Source organism: Providencia sp. PROV255, from assembly GCF_028478065.1.
Taxonomy (GTDB): domain Bacteria; phylum Pseudomonadota; class Gammaproteobacteria; order Enterobacterales; family Enterobacteriaceae; genus Providencia; species Providencia rettgeri.
This window is the reverse complement of sequence record NZ_JAMPMI010000025.1, coordinates 64,020-78,604: the sequence shown is the minus strand read 5'-3', so window position 1 is coordinate 78,604 and position 14,585 is coordinate 64,020. Positions and strand designations below refer to the sequence as shown.

General features: G+C 42.5%; 14 protein-coding genes. 1 reads left to right on the top strand and 13 read right to left on the bottom strand.

What is annotated here, in order from left to right; translation table 11 throughout:
- Nucleotides 1-99: 99 nt before the first annotated feature.
- The 5 genes from rlpA to rsfS are packed head-to-tail and all read right to left on the bottom strand — an operon-like array spanning nt 100 to nt 4,953.
- Nucleotides 100-1,068, bottom strand: a complete 969-nt coding sequence (rlpA, locus tag PR725_RS19965) for an endolytic peptidoglycan transglycosylase RlpA (RefSeq protein ID WP_196723913.1) — start codon at nt 1,066-1,068, stop codon at nt 100-102.
- 13 nt (nt 1,069-1,081) lie between these two features.
- Nucleotides 1,082-2,194 (bottom strand): peptidoglycan glycosyltransferase MrdB, encoded by a 1,113-nt coding sequence (gene mrdB / locus PR725_RS19960; RefSeq protein ID WP_109913209.1) that lies wholly within the window; start codon nt 2,192-2,194, stop codon nt 1,082-1,084.
- 37 nt (nt 2,195-2,231) lie between these two features.
- Complete coding sequence (gene mrdA / locus PR725_RS19955) at nt 2,232-4,121, bottom strand: peptidoglycan DD-transpeptidase MrdA (protein ID WP_004908921.1); 1,890 nt, start codon at nt 4,119-4,121, stop codon at nt 2,232-2,234.
- A gap of 32 nt (nt 4,122-4,153) precedes the next feature.
- Nucleotides 4,154-4,624, bottom strand: coding sequence for a 23S rRNA (pseudouridine(1915)-N(3))-methyltransferase RlmH (gene rlmH / locus PR725_RS19950; RefSeq protein ID WP_004908925.1), 471 nt, complete (start codon nt 4,622-4,624; stop codon nt 4,154-4,156).
- Nucleotides 4,625-4,626: 2 nt separating this feature from the next.
- Nucleotides 4,627-4,953: a ribosome silencing factor gene (rsfS, locus tag PR725_RS19945; RefSeq protein ID WP_080641496.1), complete on the bottom strand. Its 327-nt coding sequence runs from the start codon at nt 4,951-4,953 to the stop codon at nt 4,627-4,629.
- Between the two features lie 344 nt (nt 4,954-5,297).
- Between rsfS and PR725_RS19940 the strand changes: the two genes are divergently transcribed.
- Nucleotides 5,298-5,942 carry a DUF1722 domain-containing protein gene (locus PR725_RS19940; RefSeq protein WP_227024187.1) on the top strand — a complete coding sequence of 215 codons (645 nt, stop codon included), beginning with the start codon at nt 5,298-5,300 and terminating at the stop codon, nt 5,940-5,942.
- Here the strand turns inward: PR725_RS19940 and nadD are convergent.
- From nadD to PR725_RS19900, 8 genes are all read right to left on the bottom strand, one after another.
- Nucleotides 5,930-6,595 carry a nicotinate-nucleotide adenylyltransferase gene (gene nadD / locus PR725_RS19935; RefSeq protein ID WP_109913207.1) on the bottom strand — a complete coding sequence of 222 codons (666 nt, stop codon included), beginning with the start codon at nt 6,593-6,595 and terminating at the stop codon, nt 5,930-5,932. The genes PR725_RS19940 and nadD overlap by 13 nt on opposite strands.
- Nucleotides 6,588-7,619 carry a DNA polymerase III subunit delta gene (holA, locus tag PR725_RS19930; protein WP_209101141.1) on the bottom strand — a complete coding sequence of 344 codons (1,032 nt, stop codon included), beginning with the start codon at nt 7,617-7,619 and terminating at the stop codon, nt 6,588-6,590. Before holA ends, nadD begins: the two co-directional genes overlap by 8 nt.
- Nucleotides 7,619-8,158, bottom strand: coding sequence for an LPS assembly lipoprotein LptE (gene lptE, locus PR725_RS19925; RefSeq protein ID WP_004908937.1), 540 nt, complete (start codon nt 8,156-8,158; stop codon nt 7,619-7,621). The genes holA and lptE overlap by 1 nt, the downstream gene beginning before the upstream one ends.
- Nucleotides 8,159-8,188: 30 nt before the next feature.
- Complete coding sequence (gene leuS / locus PR725_RS19920; RefSeq protein WP_004908941.1) at nt 8,189-10,771, bottom strand: leucine--tRNA ligase; 2,583 nt, start codon at nt 10,769-10,771, stop codon at nt 8,189-8,191.
- Between the two features lie 350 nt (nt 10,772-11,121).
- On the bottom strand, nt 11,122-11,847 hold the full coding sequence (locus tag PR725_RS19915; RefSeq protein WP_004257041.1) for an amino acid ABC transporter ATP-binding protein: 726 nt from the start codon (nt 11,845-11,847) through the stop codon (nt 11,122-11,124).
- Nucleotides 11,844-12,521: a glutamate/aspartate ABC transporter permease GltK gene (gene gltK / locus PR725_RS19910; RefSeq protein ID WP_109913215.1), complete on the bottom strand. Its 678-nt coding sequence runs from the start codon at nt 12,519-12,521 to the stop codon at nt 11,844-11,846. Before gltK ends, PR725_RS19915 begins: the two co-directional genes overlap by 4 nt.
- 4 nt (nt 12,522-12,525) lie before the next feature.
- Nucleotides 12,526-13,266: an amino acid ABC transporter permease gene (locus PR725_RS19905; protein WP_109913204.1), complete on the bottom strand. Its 741-nt coding sequence runs from the start codon at nt 13,264-13,266 to the stop codon at nt 12,526-12,528.
- A 115-nt stretch (nt 13,267-13,381) separates the two neighbouring features.
- Complete coding sequence (locus tag PR725_RS19900) at nt 13,382-14,275, bottom strand: amino acid ABC transporter substrate-binding protein (RefSeq protein WP_004908948.1); 894 nt, start codon at nt 14,273-14,275, stop codon at nt 13,382-13,384.
- Nucleotides 14,276-14,585 lie beyond the last annotated feature (310 nt).

Genomic DNA, 14,585 nt, shown 5'->3' with positions numbered 1-14,585 from the left:
AGCCACTTTTGCACTGTACCAATGATTTTTTTGTCAGTTTAACATTGCCTAACTTTAGGTTGCATCAAATGTAATGGAGCAACCTAAAGCTACGTTGTACTAAGGCGCAACGACCATTGACGATTGATTTTTTTCAGACTGTAAACGGCCTTGAACCTCAACGGCTTGTTGCCTTGTACTAAATGGTCCTAACTGTACTCGGTAAATGCCATTATAGGGTTGTAACCGCCCAGGAACATTAAACTGTGTTTTCAATTCATTCAGCATATTTTGTGCATTGGTTTGGCTACTAATGGCGCCTGCTTGAACGAGAAAACCACGCTCAGGAACCACTTCTTCCGTTGTTGTTGGTGGTGGCGTTGGTGTTTGTAAGCTCATGTCAGGCATCGTAGGCTGCATCGGCTCTTTTGGTTGCTGAACGGGCAATGTATTTTCTGGCGTTGGCAAGTTCTCCATCACAGGGGTACCCATTGGGCCAGAACCTAATTGCGGGCGCCCCGGCAATGCATAGCTTTGTTTCACAAAATTAGAGCCAACGGTTCCAGTTCCTGACAAAGTGCCGTCTTGAGCGACTTGAATGGCATCAATTTTAATTTTTGTCGTTGGCATTAAATTCAGGCGGTCAGCGGTTGCACGTGACACCGCAATACTTTTTCCTGGCGTATAAGGCCCACGATCATTAACACGCACGACCATCATCCGGCCATTCATCATGTTGGTGATGCGGACATAGCTAGGGATCGGTAACGTTGGGTGAGCTGCAGTTAATTCCACTGGATTAACACGTTCACCAATCGCAGTCATATTTCCTGCAGACTCCGCACCATAAATAGACGCATAACCCACTTGGCTAAATTGTGACGGGTCGCGTACGATTTGGTACTGTTGACCATTACGTGAGTAATCATTATTGGCAGTTGGATGATACGGCTCATAATGAGGCTCTGCACCTAATACATCTTGAGTGGGTACATTGGTTGGCACTTGGGCTGGTTGTTTAACTTCGTCTGCCACACAGCCACTAAGTAGCGCGGCGGTGACGCCAAGCATTATCCATTGTAAACGCATACTAAGCCTCATTTTATAAACTTTTGGAAAGGAATTTTCGGTGTGTATGTATCGACATGATAATACCGAATCCAGCCATTAAAACAATCAAAGCGGAGCCCCCGTAGCTCACTAAAGGGAGGGGAACACCAACCACTGGTAATATACCACTGACCATACCGATATTCACAAATACATAGACAAAAAGGATTAAGATCAAACCACCAACCATAACCCGACCAAAAGTATTTTGTGCGCTAGCAGCAATATAAAGCCCACGAATAATCAATAAAAGGTATAAACCAAGTAAAATAAGCACACCGACTAAGCCAAGTTCTTCTGCTAACACGGCAAAAATAAAGTCGGTATGTCTTTCCGGTAAAAATTCAAGTTGTGATTGTGTGCCATGTAGCCAACCTTTACCCATTAATCCACCAGAACCAATCGCAATTTTTGATTGGATAATATGGTAACCAGCGCCTAGTGGATCAGTTTCTGGGTCTAATAACATCATGACACGGGCTCTTTGATAACCATGCATTAAAAAGAACCACAGTAGTGGAATAAAGGCGGCGAGCGCAATGGCGGCAACAGCAATAAGCCGCCAACTCATTCCGGCAAGGAACAAAACGAATAGGCCTGAAGCTGCAACTAAAATCGAGGTACCAAGGTCAGGCTGTGCAGCCACTAATAATGTTGGTACAAAAATCAATACGAGTGCAATTAATGTATTTTTGAATGAAGGAGGGCATAGGTCTCGGTTCATGAAACGAGCGACCATTAAAGGGACGGCAATTTTTGCAATTTCAGAGGGTTGGAACCGAATAAAACCCAAGTCTAACCAGCGCTGTGCCCCTTTACTTATCTGCCCAAAAACATCAACAAAAATCAGTAAAATAACGCAGAAGATAAACAGGTGAGGCGCCCAATTTTCATACATTCTAGGGGGGATCTGCGCCATTACTATCATAACGACGAAGCCTGTCGCTATCTGCCCTAATTTACGCTCCATCATTTCAGGATCTTGGCCGCTAGCACTCCACATAATAAATGCGCTGTATGCAAGCAACGCGATAATAATTAGCAGCATAGGCACATCTATATGCAGACGTGTGGATAACGAAATTTTTTTCTTATCGTCTGTCATATTCTTTATAGCTCATTGTTATTATTAGGATTATGCATCAGCGGTCTTCTCCTGCATTAGTTGCTGACACCGCGACTTCAGTACGGTTATCACCAAGAAGAACGTGGTCAAATATTTGCCGCACAATGTCACCGACTGCTGGGCCCGCGCCCCCGTTTTCCAGAATAATTGCAACGGCAATCGTGGGTTTATCATACGGAGCATAAGCAATCATCAATTTGTGGTCGCGTAGGTGCTCAGCAAGTTTACTGGCATTATAGGTTTCATAGCTGAAGACCTGCGCAGTACCTGATTTTGCTGCCGCTTTATAAGGGGTACCAATGAAACTACGGCGTCCAGTACCATTCGGTGCATTAGCGACACCGTACATTCCATGCTTCGCTAGCTCCCAAAAACCGGAATTGATATCGCCAATTTGTTTGGTTTCTTTGTCTTCATAAGGCACCATGGCATTACCCAATTTTGTGCCGTAAAGCAAATGTGGGGTTTTAACTTGGCCATCATTGATTAATGTCATTAATGCTTTTGACATTTGAATTGGTGTTGCTGTCCAATAGCCTTGCCCAATCCCAACTGGAATGGTATCGCCTTGATACCAAGGCTTTTTATAGCGTTTTTGTTTCCATTCACGGGTCGGCATGATACCAGAACGTTCTTCTGCAAGGTCAATTCCGGTATAATCACCAAAACCAAAACGCCCCATCCACTCAGAAATACGATCAATCCCCATATCATAAGCCACTTGATAGAAGAAAGTATCCGCTGATTCAATGATTGACTTTGAAACATTCAGCTTGCCGTGCCCCCAGCGCTTCCAGTCACGGTAACGTTTTTCGGAGCCCGGCAATTGCCACCAACCAGGGTCAAAAATGGTCGTATTCGGTGTGATGACCTTTTCACTTAATGCCGCAACAGAAATAAAGGGTTTTACTGTCGATGCAGGGGGATATAACCCTTGAGTTGTTCGGTTAATCAGCGGTCTGTCAGGATTATTTAATAACGCTTGGTAATCTTTATTTGAGATGCCGTTTACAAACAAGTTAGAGTCATAACTTGGATTAGATACCAGAGCCAAAATTTCGCCATTACGTGGGTCAGTGACCACTACGGCTGCACGGCTGGTGGTTAACAGTTTTTCGATATAAATTTGTAATTCAAGGTCAATAGTGAGGTAGATATCTCGACCTGCTTGCGGTGGTTGCTCATGCAATTGTCGAATAACGCGACCGCGGCTATTCACTTCCACTTCTTCATAGCCGGTTTTACCGTGTAAGACATCTTCATAATAACGCTCAATACCTAATTTACCGATATCATGACTAGCAGCATAATTAGGTAATAAACCTTCTTTATCAAGACGTTCAACATCTTTGTCATTGATTTTTGCCACATAACCAATCACATGGGTTAATGCTGAACCATATGGGTAAGAGCGTCGTTGGTAACTTTTGACTTCTAAACCGGGAAAACGGTACTGATTAACGGCAAAACGAGCAACTTGAACTTCGTTGAGCTGGGTTTTCAATGCAATAGAGGTAAACCGACGTGAGCGCTTACGCTCTTTTTCAAAATTAGTAATGTCTTCGTCAGTTAAATCTACTACATTACGAAGGTTATCTAAGGTTTCTTGCAGATTACTGACTTTTTCCGGCACGATTTCTAGCTGGTAAAACGTGCTATTAAGGGCGAGTTGAGTCCCTCTGCGGTCATAAATAATCCCACGGCTTGGTGCAATAGGCACCAATTTGATTCGGTTATCATTTGACCGTGTTTGGTAATCTTCGTGGCGGACAATTTGTAAGTGATACAAATTGGTCACAAGAATAGACGTTAAAATGACAATCACACCGAAGGCGATAAGCGCTCGGCGGATAAATAAAACTGATTCAGCGGTATGGTCGCGAAAAGGGGTGCGTTGTGTTTTCATCCCATTGCCATTTTGAACATATTTAAACCTGACTATTCCCTGTGATAAGGGTGGTTAGTCGTAATACTCCATGCGCGATAAAGACTCTCGGCAACAAGAACACGAACCAGTGGATGAGGTAGCGTTAGTGGTGATAGTGACCAACTTTGCTCTGCCGCCGCTTTACAAGCAGGTGCAAGGCCTTCGGGACCACCGATTAATAAGCTGACATTACGGCCATCTTGTTTCCATTTATCGAGTTGTACGGCAAGTTTTGGGGTGTCCCAACGATCGCCTGGAATATCCAAGGTGACGATGCGATTTCCTTTACCTACAGCTGCGAGCATTAATTCGCCTTCTTTTTCTAGAATGCGTTTTATATCTGCATTTTTCCCGCGTTTTCCTGCAGGGATTTCCGTTAATTCAAATGGCATATCTTTAGGAAAACGGTGGAGGTAATCCATAAAGCCGGTCTGGACCCAGTCCGGCATTTTTGTTCCAACGGCGATGAGCTGTAATTTCAAACTCAGCTCCAGAGCTTTTCTAATTCATACATACGACGACTCTCATCTTGCATAATATGAACAATGGCATCGCCAAGGTCGACGACTATCCAATCAGAAATACCTTGCCCTTCAACACCTAATGGCATTAAACCATTTTTACGGCAAGCTTCGATTAACCTGTCAGCGACTGACATCAAATGGCGGCTCGATGTCCCTGTACAGATGATCATCTGATCGGTAATACTTGATTTCCCTTGAACATCGATAGTAATGATATCTTCTGCTTTAGCATCATCAAGCTGATCGATAATAAATTGTTGGAGTTCAGTTCCTTGCAAAAGGTTCACCTTTTATTCAAATAAACAGAATATCACGTTAAACACTGTTTGTAGTTTGTAGATAAAATAATCGCTGATAACAAAGTAAACATATTAACAGCCCTGCTATTTTACCCTAGATTTTAAGAAAAATCGGCTAAATTATTTTTTATTCATCGTGGAGTGAAATTTATAGGGATATCCGTACATTTGAGCAAGAAGTTTGTGCTAACTTTACAAAATAACGCTAAAAACTGTACTCCTGACAAATATTTTAGAATGAGACGTGTATTGTGCAAATAATTAAACCAAAAGTTTTTATATTTGAAGGAATTAATCATCTATCCGCTAATATTCATCCACAGGTGAATTCTATGGTTGAATTTGTAACGAACCTCACCCATGAGCGGATGCAAAATAAAGTTAATGGTATTATTTGCTCTAGACAGCAACTTGTTAAATTACAAGGATTATTCCCTGCGAATATTCCGATATTAACGGATGATAAGCTACAAGATATAGCGTTGTGGGACTGCTTTTTAACGAAATTGTATACGATAGAAAGATTAGATGGTTTATATAACGATTTAACACATCACAACATGATTCAATTTCATAGTTGCCATAAATATCTCATCATGGCGTATTCACCTATTGGCTATCAGTATACAGGGCGTTTAGTGGCGAGTATTAAAAGTAGTACCGATCTTGTGTGTTTTTTTAATCAATATAAAGCCTGTTTAATGGAAATATTGGCGGCAGTGCCAGCAAAAAACATTGAAGTTAATGCGTTGAGCCATATGCAAGGCTATTTCAAACATAAAGCCACGAAAGATGAGAAAAAACGCTTATTATGGCTGATTAATGACTATTTAGCGGGTAATTTACCACTAAACAGGCCATTAGAGATGATGAAGCAATTGCTTGTTCAATACCCAGACAGCTATTTAATGGAGCAAGTTATTTTTGAGCCATATCCTAATAGTTGTTCAATAAGAGAGCTCCCTTATTGTTGGTAAAGGTGCTGTTGATGAATATATTGCAAAACCGCATCTGGAATTAATTCGTGACAAGAGTCGCCCGAGCTTAATTTTTCGCGGATCTCTGTTGCAGAGATATTTACCAATGGGGTATCCCCAATAAAAATGTACCCATTGGCCGTTTGATTTAAAGCAATCGGGTCTGTTGTTTGATGTTCTAACAGCCAGTTTTGCATTATAGGGTCGGAAAATTGAGTGGCATACCCCGGACGCGAACAGACTAATAGATGACAGTTATCTAAAATTCGATCCCAACCGTACCATTTATTAATCGACAATAAAGAATCTTGACCAATAATAAACGCAAGGGGCTTTTCTGGCCCAATTTCTTGACGTAGTTCAGCGAGAGTTTCTATCGTATAAGAAGGGCTATTTTTCGCTAATTCACGCGTATCGATAGCAAATAAAGGGTTATCCTGTATTGCTAACTTCACCATTTCTAAACGTTGTGATGGAGTTGCTTCTGGTTGTGGGCGATGGGGGGGAACGTGGTTTGGTAGCAAGATCACTTTTTCGAGCCCAACTTGCTGAGCAAGGGCTTGCACAGGGCGTAAATGGCCAAAGTGAATGGGGTCGAATGTTCCACCGAATAACGCTAGTAAGTTATGCTGTTTTGAAAATGAATTACTCATGAATAAAATTCTCTGCAAATGCTTTGCCGCATAATAGCATAGACAGTGATTGCAGGTCAGGCCATGGAGAATGGCTAAAATCTTGTTTTATATTGATTTCTGCTTGCGTTAATAACATTAATGCGGATTGCAATTGATGCAGTGTTAAGCGTTGTAAGGCTTCAGTGAGCACACCTCGGCGGTTTTGCCAAACTTTGTGCTGATCAAACAATGTTTTTAATGGGGTTGTTACAGATTGGCGTTTCAATGTAATTAGCAGCATCAGATCGCGTTGGATTGAGCGCAATAATATAACGGGCTCAACATCCTCTTGTTGCAGTTGCTCTAAAATATGCCAAGAACGGCGCGATTTACCAGCCAATAGGGCATCAACCCAATGATAGGGCGTAAAATGCGCAGAATCATTCACGGCACTTTCGACACGAGGGTAGGTGAGTTTACCATCAGGATAAAGAAGGGATAGCCGTTCAAGTGCTTGCGCTAAGCCAAGTAAATTCCCTTCATAACAATAGCAAAGTAGTTGGTTAGCTTCGGTTTCTAAAGAAAGCCGCATACTGTAGGCGCGTTTAGAAACCCATTGTGGTAACCGTTGATATTCAGGGGTCAGGCAACTGATATAAATGGCGTCTTGGCTAATCGCTTTAAACCAAGCACTGTTTTCTTGTGCTTTCGTGAGTTTATGGCCGCGTAACACAAGAAGTAGGTCTGAATGGAGTAGCTGCGCCAGTTGATTCAACTTTTCTGCCATGGCAGCGTTAGGGCCATTTTCAGGCAACAGCAGAGTGAGTGTTTGGCGGCTAGCAAACAGGCTTAAAGCTTGACAGAGACTAAAAATTTCATCCCAGTCAGTATTTTGCTCAAGAGAAAACGAAAAATGTTCCTCAAAGCCTTGTTCTTGTGCCGCTTTGCGGATGGCATCTTGGCTTTCTTGAAGAAGAAGGGGCTCATTGCCCCATATGAAATAGCGGCCTCTTAGAGACTCTTGTAACGAAGAGGCCAGCTGTTCAGGGTAGATACGCGTCATTATGGTTGAGTATTCGCATCAGCCGCTTGGTTTTTTGCCTTCTCAAGTTCTGCTGAATGAACAAGCAATAATTTACGTACAATATTACGTGCAGCTTGTTCTTGCATTTCTTGTCTTACAATTTCTTTTTCAGCATCTTTCGCAAGCGCTTCTAAAGGGTTGTCGAAGAAAGTGCGTTCAACACGGCTTTGTAAAGGATAGATAGCTCCATCAGGCATCAACACTTGCACATTCATTACCAGTGTTAATTGTTTCTCTGCCGCTTTACCATCTTGATAAACGGACACAGTTTCAGTGTTTTCATTAGAGCTCAAAACTTTCAAAATGGGGACACCGGCTCTTCCCGTTTCGAGAATGGTCACGTTATTGAGCCGCAGTTGCTCCCTAAGCGCCCTTGTAAGGTAGCCATATGGGTCACTTGAACTTAGCTGCAATGTTCTCAGTTCCTCAGGAATTTGAGTTGTTCCTTGAAGACGAAAACCGCAACCTGCGGTGACTAGTACCGCTAAGCTCAAAAATAAAGTTATCAGATAACGCACCTGGCCTCCTTATCAGCCAATAACCTAATATTAACCTACAACAAGGTTAAGCAATTTGCCTGGGACATAGATTACTTTGCGGATGCTAACACCTTCAAGGTATTTCGCTACGCTCGGTTCATTTTTTGCCATATCTAGGACAAATTCTTGGTTTGCATCAGCCGGAACGGTAATGCGACCACGAACCTTGCCATTAACTTGAACGACAACCAGTTTGGTATCGTCAATCATGGCTGTTTCATCAGCAACTGGCCATTGTGCGAAATCGATGTCTGTTTGGTGACCGAGCGCTTTCCACATTTCAAAGCAAGCATGTGGAATGATTGGAGATAGCATCAGTGTGATTGCTTCGAGAGACTCTTGTACTAATGCACGGTCTTGCTCAGTTTCCTGTGGTGCACGAACTAATTTGTTCAAGAACTCCATGATAGCGGCAATCGCAGTGTTAAATGCATAACGACGACTGAAATCATCGGAGACTTTCGCGATTGTTTTGTGCAGGTCACGACGTAAGTCTTTTTGTTCTGGTGTTAATGTGCTGATATCTAGAGGTGAAGTTGCACCTTTTTGTGAATGCTCATGCACTAAACGCCAAACGCGACGCACGAAGCGGTTAGCCCCTTCAACGCTGGATTCTTGCCACTCAAGGGTTAACTCTGGTGGAGCAGCAAACATCATAAACAGACGAACAGTATCCGCACCGTATTTTTCGACCATTAATTGAGGGTCAATACCGTTGTTTTTCGACTTAGACATTTTGCTCATACCGGTATACACCAGTTCATGACCTTCATTGTCTACCGCTTTAGTTATACGGTTTTTGTCGTCACGTTCAACAATGACATCGGCTGGGGAAACCCAAACACGTTGGCCATCGCTACCTGTGTAGTAGAATGCATCAGCCAGCACCATGCCTTGGCACAGTAAGCGTTTTGCTGGTTCATCGGAGTTGACTAACCCTGCATCACGCATCAACTTATGGAAGAAGCGGAAATACATTAAGTGCATGATGGCGTGTTCGATACCACCAATATATTGGTCAACCGGTAACCAGTAGTTTGCTGCCTCAGGGTCTAACATGCCGTCGTCATATTGCGGGCAGGTATAACGAGCATAGTACCAAGAAGATTCCATGAAGGTATCGAAGGTATCGGTTTCACGTAATGCAGGTTGACCATTAATGGTCATTTTAGCCCATTCAGGATCTGCTTTAATCGGGCTTGTAATACCGTTCATTACGACATCTTCTGGCAAAATGACAGGTAACTGATCTTCAGGAACCGGAACCACAGTGCCATCTTCCAATGTTGCCATTGGGATTGGAGCACCCCAGTAGCGTTGACGTGAAACACCCCAGTCACGTAAGCGGTAGTTTACCTTGCGTTGACCAGCACCCAGAGCAACGAGTTTATCTGAAATAGCATTGAAACCCGCTTGGTGGTCTAATCCACTGAATTCACCTGAGTTAATCAGTGCATTTTTCTCAGTCATCGCTTCTTGGGATAAATCAGGCTCGTTGCCATCAGCATCGGCAATAACCGCTTTGATGGGTAAGTTGTATTTGTGGGCGAATTCCCAGTCACGTTGGTCGTGAGCAGGAACGGCCATAACTGCGCCAGTACCGTATTCCATTAAAACAAAGTTAGCGACCCAAATTGGCAGTTTTTCTTGGGTTAATGGATGAATAACGAATAAGCCGGTTGCCATGCCTTTTTTATCCATGGTCGCCATATCCGCTTCCGCAGTTTTGGTGTTACGGCATTCATCAATAAATTGGGCTAATTCAGGGTTATTTGTCGCGGCTTCTTTAGCCAGAGGGTGACCCGCTGCAACAGCCACATAAGTTGCCCCCATAAAGGTATCAGGGCGAGTGGTATAGACTGTTAAGGTTTCATCACGGTCTGCAACATTGAATGTGATCTCAGTCCCTTCGGAACGGCCGATCCAGTTGCGCTGCATGGTTTTGACTTGCTCTGGCCAGTCATCTAATTTGTCGAGGTCGTTGAGCAGCTCTTCTGCGTAGTCGGTAATTTTAATAAACCACTGTGGGATTTCTTTGCGCTCAACAGGGGTGTCACAACGCCAGCAGCAGCCATCAACCACTTGTTCATTCGCCAAAACAGTTAAGTCGTGAGGGCACCAGTTAACCGCAGAGGTTTTTTTGTACACTAAACCTTTTTCATACAGTTTAGTAAAGAACCATTGTTCCCAACGGTAATATTCAGGAGTACAAGTGGTGACTTCGCGATCCCAATCGTAACCGAAACCGAGCATTTTTAGCTGGTTTTTCATGTAATCGATATTGGCGTAAGTCCATGGCGCAGGAGCAGTATTATTTTTAACCGCAGCACCTTCAGCAGGTAGACCAAACGCATCCCAACCAATTGGTTGGAGAACGTTTTTCCCCAACAAACGTTGGTAACGAGAGATAACGTCACCCATGGTGTAGTTACGTACGTGGCCCATGTGTAGTCGACCAGAAGGGTAAGGTAGCATGGACAGGCAATAGTATTTTTCTTTGCTGTTGTCTTCTGTCACTTTGAAAGTTGCTTTTTCATCCCAGTGACGCTGTACTTTAGGCTCTATATCTTCTGGACGATATTGTTCTTGCATGGCACCGATAATCCTATGGTGAATAAAGGCTACATCTGTAGCGTGAATGTCTTTCTTAATTGAGATCCGCATAGCATAGCGGATCTACACCGAAAACAACAATAGTTGATTAGCTGAACCTAATAGGGGGAAGCTGGATATTGTTTTTCGGGGAACGGATCAGGATATTTAACGCTGATAACCAAACAACTTAACTAAAAAACCAGTGAAATGGTAGTGGTTTCGTGAACTATTTCAAATTCAGCAAGTTGTTGTTGATTTATTCGCTTAGGCAATACTCATAGTGCAACAATATTGTCCCGCATGAATGTGTGTTAAGGCTAGGGAGCCTAATGGCTCCCTGAGAAAGATTAATGGAGAATTTTTGCGAGGAAATCTTTTGCACGATCAGATTGTGGGTTAGCGAAAAAGTCTTCTTTTTTACTGTCTTCGACAATCTTGCCTTCATCCATAAAAATAACGCGATTAGCCACTTTTTTGGCGAAGCCCATTTCATGGGTCACCACCATCATGGTCATTCCTTCATTGGCGAGCTCAACCATAACATCGAGTACTTCATTGATCATTTCAGGGTCAAGGGCCGATGTTGGTTCATCGAACAACATGGCGATAGGATCCATACACAGCGCTCGAGCAATAGCGACACGTTGTTGTTGTCCCCCTGAAAGCTGAGCTGGGAATTTATTGGCATGACTGGATAAACCCACGCGTTCCAATAATTTCAAACCTTTTGCTTCAGCTTCTTTTTTATCGCGGTTTAATACTTTAACTTGCGCCAATGTCAGATTTTCAATAATCGACAAATGAGGAAATAGCTCGAAGTGTTGGAATACCATCCCAACTTTAGAGCGAAGTTTTGCAAGGTCAGTTTTTTTGTTATTAACTTGAATATCATTCACAAAAATCTCACCCTGTTGAATTGGTTCTAAACCATTCACTGTTTTTATTAATGTGGATTTACCAGAACCAGATGGCCCGCACACAACCACAACTTCACCTTTTTTAACTTCAGTTGTGCAGTCTGTAAGCACCTGAAACTGGCCATACCATTTGGATACATTTTTCAGGGTTATCATGAAACAGTCCTTTTCTTAAGATAATTCACTAACATAGAAGCGCCAAAACTGATAATAAAGTACACCAGACCCGCAAACAGTACCATCTCTACTTGTGTCCCATCACGCTCACCAATATTGGTGGCAGTACGGAAAAAGTCTGTCAAACTGAGTACATACACGAGTGATGAGTCCTGAAACAGAACAATTCCTTGAGTTAACAACAGCGGCACCATGGCTTTAAAGGCTTGCGGTAATACCACGAGCCGCATGGTTTGCATATTTGTCATTCCCAAAGCTAACGCCGCAGAAGCTTGTCCTCGTGAAATACTTTGAATACCCGCACGAATAATTTCAGAATAATAAGCTGCTTCAAAAAGAGAGAAGGCTATCATTGCAGAAATTAAACGAATATCATTTTTTGGTGATAAGCCTAGAACATTTTGTAATAAGCTAGGAACGATTAAGTAGAACCACAGCAAAACCATAACCAACGGAATAGAACGGAATGTATTCACATACAGGGCTGCAAACCAGCTGATTGGCTTGAATGTGGATAACCGCATCACGGCCAAAACCGTTCCCCACAAAATTCCCACCACTATCGCGGTCAGTGTAATTTTCGCAGTGACAATGAAGCCATCGATTAAAAAGGGCATACTCGGAGCAATTGAGCTCCAATCAAATTCATACATCATTTTATCGCCCTCCAATGGTGCCTGGTAAGCGAACTTTGCGCTCTAATAACGTCATCAAAATCATGATAATGACGTTAATACCGACATAAGCTAATGTAATTGCGGTAAAGGATTCCCATGCGTGAGCAGAATAGTCCAATAGCTTTCCTGCTTGTGCTGCCATATCGACTAAGCCAATGGTTGACGCAATGGCTGAGTTTTTAACCAAGTTCAACATTTCTGAGGTCATTGGTGGCAAAATGACCCGATAGGCATTGGGTAATAGAACGTAGCGATAGGTTTGTGGCAAAGTGAGCCCCATTGCGAGTGCGGCACTTTTTTGCCCTCTAGGCAGTGACTGAATGGCTGCACGTACTTGCTCAGTCATTCGTGCTGCGGTGAATAACCCAAGGCAAAGCATTGAGGAAATAAAGAATTGATAATTAGGATCCAATTCCATTTTAAACCAATCCCCGATTGAACGAGGGAGAAGTTCTGGAATAACTAAATACCAAGTAAAAAATTGTACGATAAGCGGTACGTTACGGAATAATTCTACGTAAGCGGTACCTAAAAAAGCTAAAAAGCGGTTAGGTACGGTACGTAAAATACCGAAAAATGAACCGACTAAAAATGCGATGATCCAGGCGCAAATAGAAAGTGTTACGGTGACTTCGAGGCCAGATATTAACCACCCTAAGTAGGTGGTATTCCCAAAAGGGGCTTCCTGAAGGAAAATCCCCCAATTCCAATTAATAGACATAATATTGACTTCCTGTGGGCAATGAAATTCCCGAATACTGTCGTAAAAGAGGATGCAAGGCGGGGAACGACCGCCTTGCAATTCTTACTTCAGTAATACCCTGTTTGTCTTTTTATTAGTTTAATGCTTTATCATTTGGTTCTTTAAATAAGGCTTTCATTTCATCGGATAACGTAAATTTCAGGTTCAGATTTTTCGGAGGAATAGGTTGGTTGAACCAGCGATCAAAGGATTTTTCAGCGACACCTGATGTTTGTGCATTCGCAATGGTTTCATCGATAAGCGCTTTAAATTGAGGGTCATCTTTACGCAACATACAGCCATAAGCTTCTTCGGTTTGCGGCTTGCCAACGATTTCCCAGATATCCGGTTTCTTCGCTTTTGCACGCTCACCTGCTAACAACGCATCGTCCATCATAAAGGCAACAGCACGACCTGATTCTAAGGTACGGAACGAATCACCATGGTCTTTCGCACTGATAATGCGCATTTTCATATTTTTTTCATCATTTAACTGATTCAACAGAATTTCAGAAGTTGTACCTGAGGTCACGACGACATTTTTACCGGCTAAGTCAGCAAAGTCTTTCACACCAGAGTCACCTTTAGTGAGTAAGCGCGTCCCAACCACAAAGATTGTGTTAGAGAAAGCGGCTTGTTTTTGTCTTTCTACATTATTGGTTGTTGAACCACATTCAAAATCAAATGTGCCATTTTGCAGGAGTGGAATACGGTTTTGTGATGTGATTGGAATGAGTTTGACTTGCAGATCAGGCATGTTTAATTTTTTCTTCACTGCATCAACAATGGCATTTGAATAATCCTGTGAGTAACCAACCACTTTCTGGCTATTATCATAGTAAGAGAAAGGTACGGAAGATTCACGATGACCAACAACTATTACACCGTTGTCTTTGATTTTTTTCAGGGTGCCGTTTAACTCCTCTGCTTGGACTGCGCAGGTTGCACCTAAAATCATCATCGATAATACAAGTTTACTTATACGCATAGTTACAACTCCTTTAGAACATCGGTGTAAACCCGTTGTAATTTTTAAGGTGCTATCGCGAGATAACGCCTGAATTACTGTGGTTTCGTAGTGTTGTGTTTGCAAATATTTCGCAGATTTAGACAATTCCGCGATTATCCGCTATATGTTTTATTGTTGTTAAAAAGTAATTAAATTTGTTAATTAATGAAAACGAATTGTTTCAATTTCGGGAGCTGTCTCGCATATTATTTGGGTAATTTTTGAATTACCGCACTAACATGGTGATTTACCATCTAAAATTGTCTTAAACTGATAATCATGCACTGTT

Coding starts and splice junctions, on each gene's coding strand:
- PR725_RS19915 (WP_004257041.1), bottom strand. CDS start 11,847: ATGATAACCCTGAAAAATGTATCCAAATGGTATGGCCAGTTTCAGGTG.
- rlpA (WP_196723913.1), bottom strand. CDS start 1,068: ATGCGTTTACAATGGATAATGCTTGGCGTCACCGCCGCGCTACTTAGT.
- PR725_RS19940 (WP_227024187.1), top strand. CDS start 5,298: ATGGTTGAATTTGTAACGAACCTCACCCATGAGCGGATGCAAAATAAA.
- nadD (WP_109913207.1), bottom strand. CDS start 6,595: ATGAGTAATTCATTTTCAAAACAGCATAACTTACTAGCGTTATTCGGT.
- PR725_RS19900 (WP_004908948.1), bottom strand. CDS start 14,275: ATGCGTATAAGTAAACTTGTATTATCGATGATGATTTTAGGTGCAACC.
- gltK (WP_109913215.1), bottom strand. CDS start 12,521: ATGTATGAATTTGATTGGAGCTCAATTGCTCCGAGTATGCCCTTTTTA.
- holA (WP_209101141.1), bottom strand. CDS start 7,619: ATGACGCGTATCTACCCTGAACAGCTGGCCTCTTCGTTACAAGAGTCT.
- mrdB (WP_109913209.1), bottom strand. CDS start 2,194: ATGACAGACGATAAGAAAAAAATTTCGTTATCCACACGTCTGCATATA.
- PR725_RS19905 (WP_109913204.1), bottom strand. CDS start 13,266: ATGTCTATTAATTGGAATTGGGGGATTTTCCTTCAGGAAGCCCCTTTT.
- leuS (WP_004908941.1), bottom strand. CDS start 10,771: ATGCAAGAACAATATCGTCCAGAAGATATAGAGCCTAAAGTACAGCGT.
- mrdA (WP_004908921.1), bottom strand. CDS start 4,121: ATGAAAACACAACGCACCCCTTTTCGCGACCATACCGCTGAATCAGTT.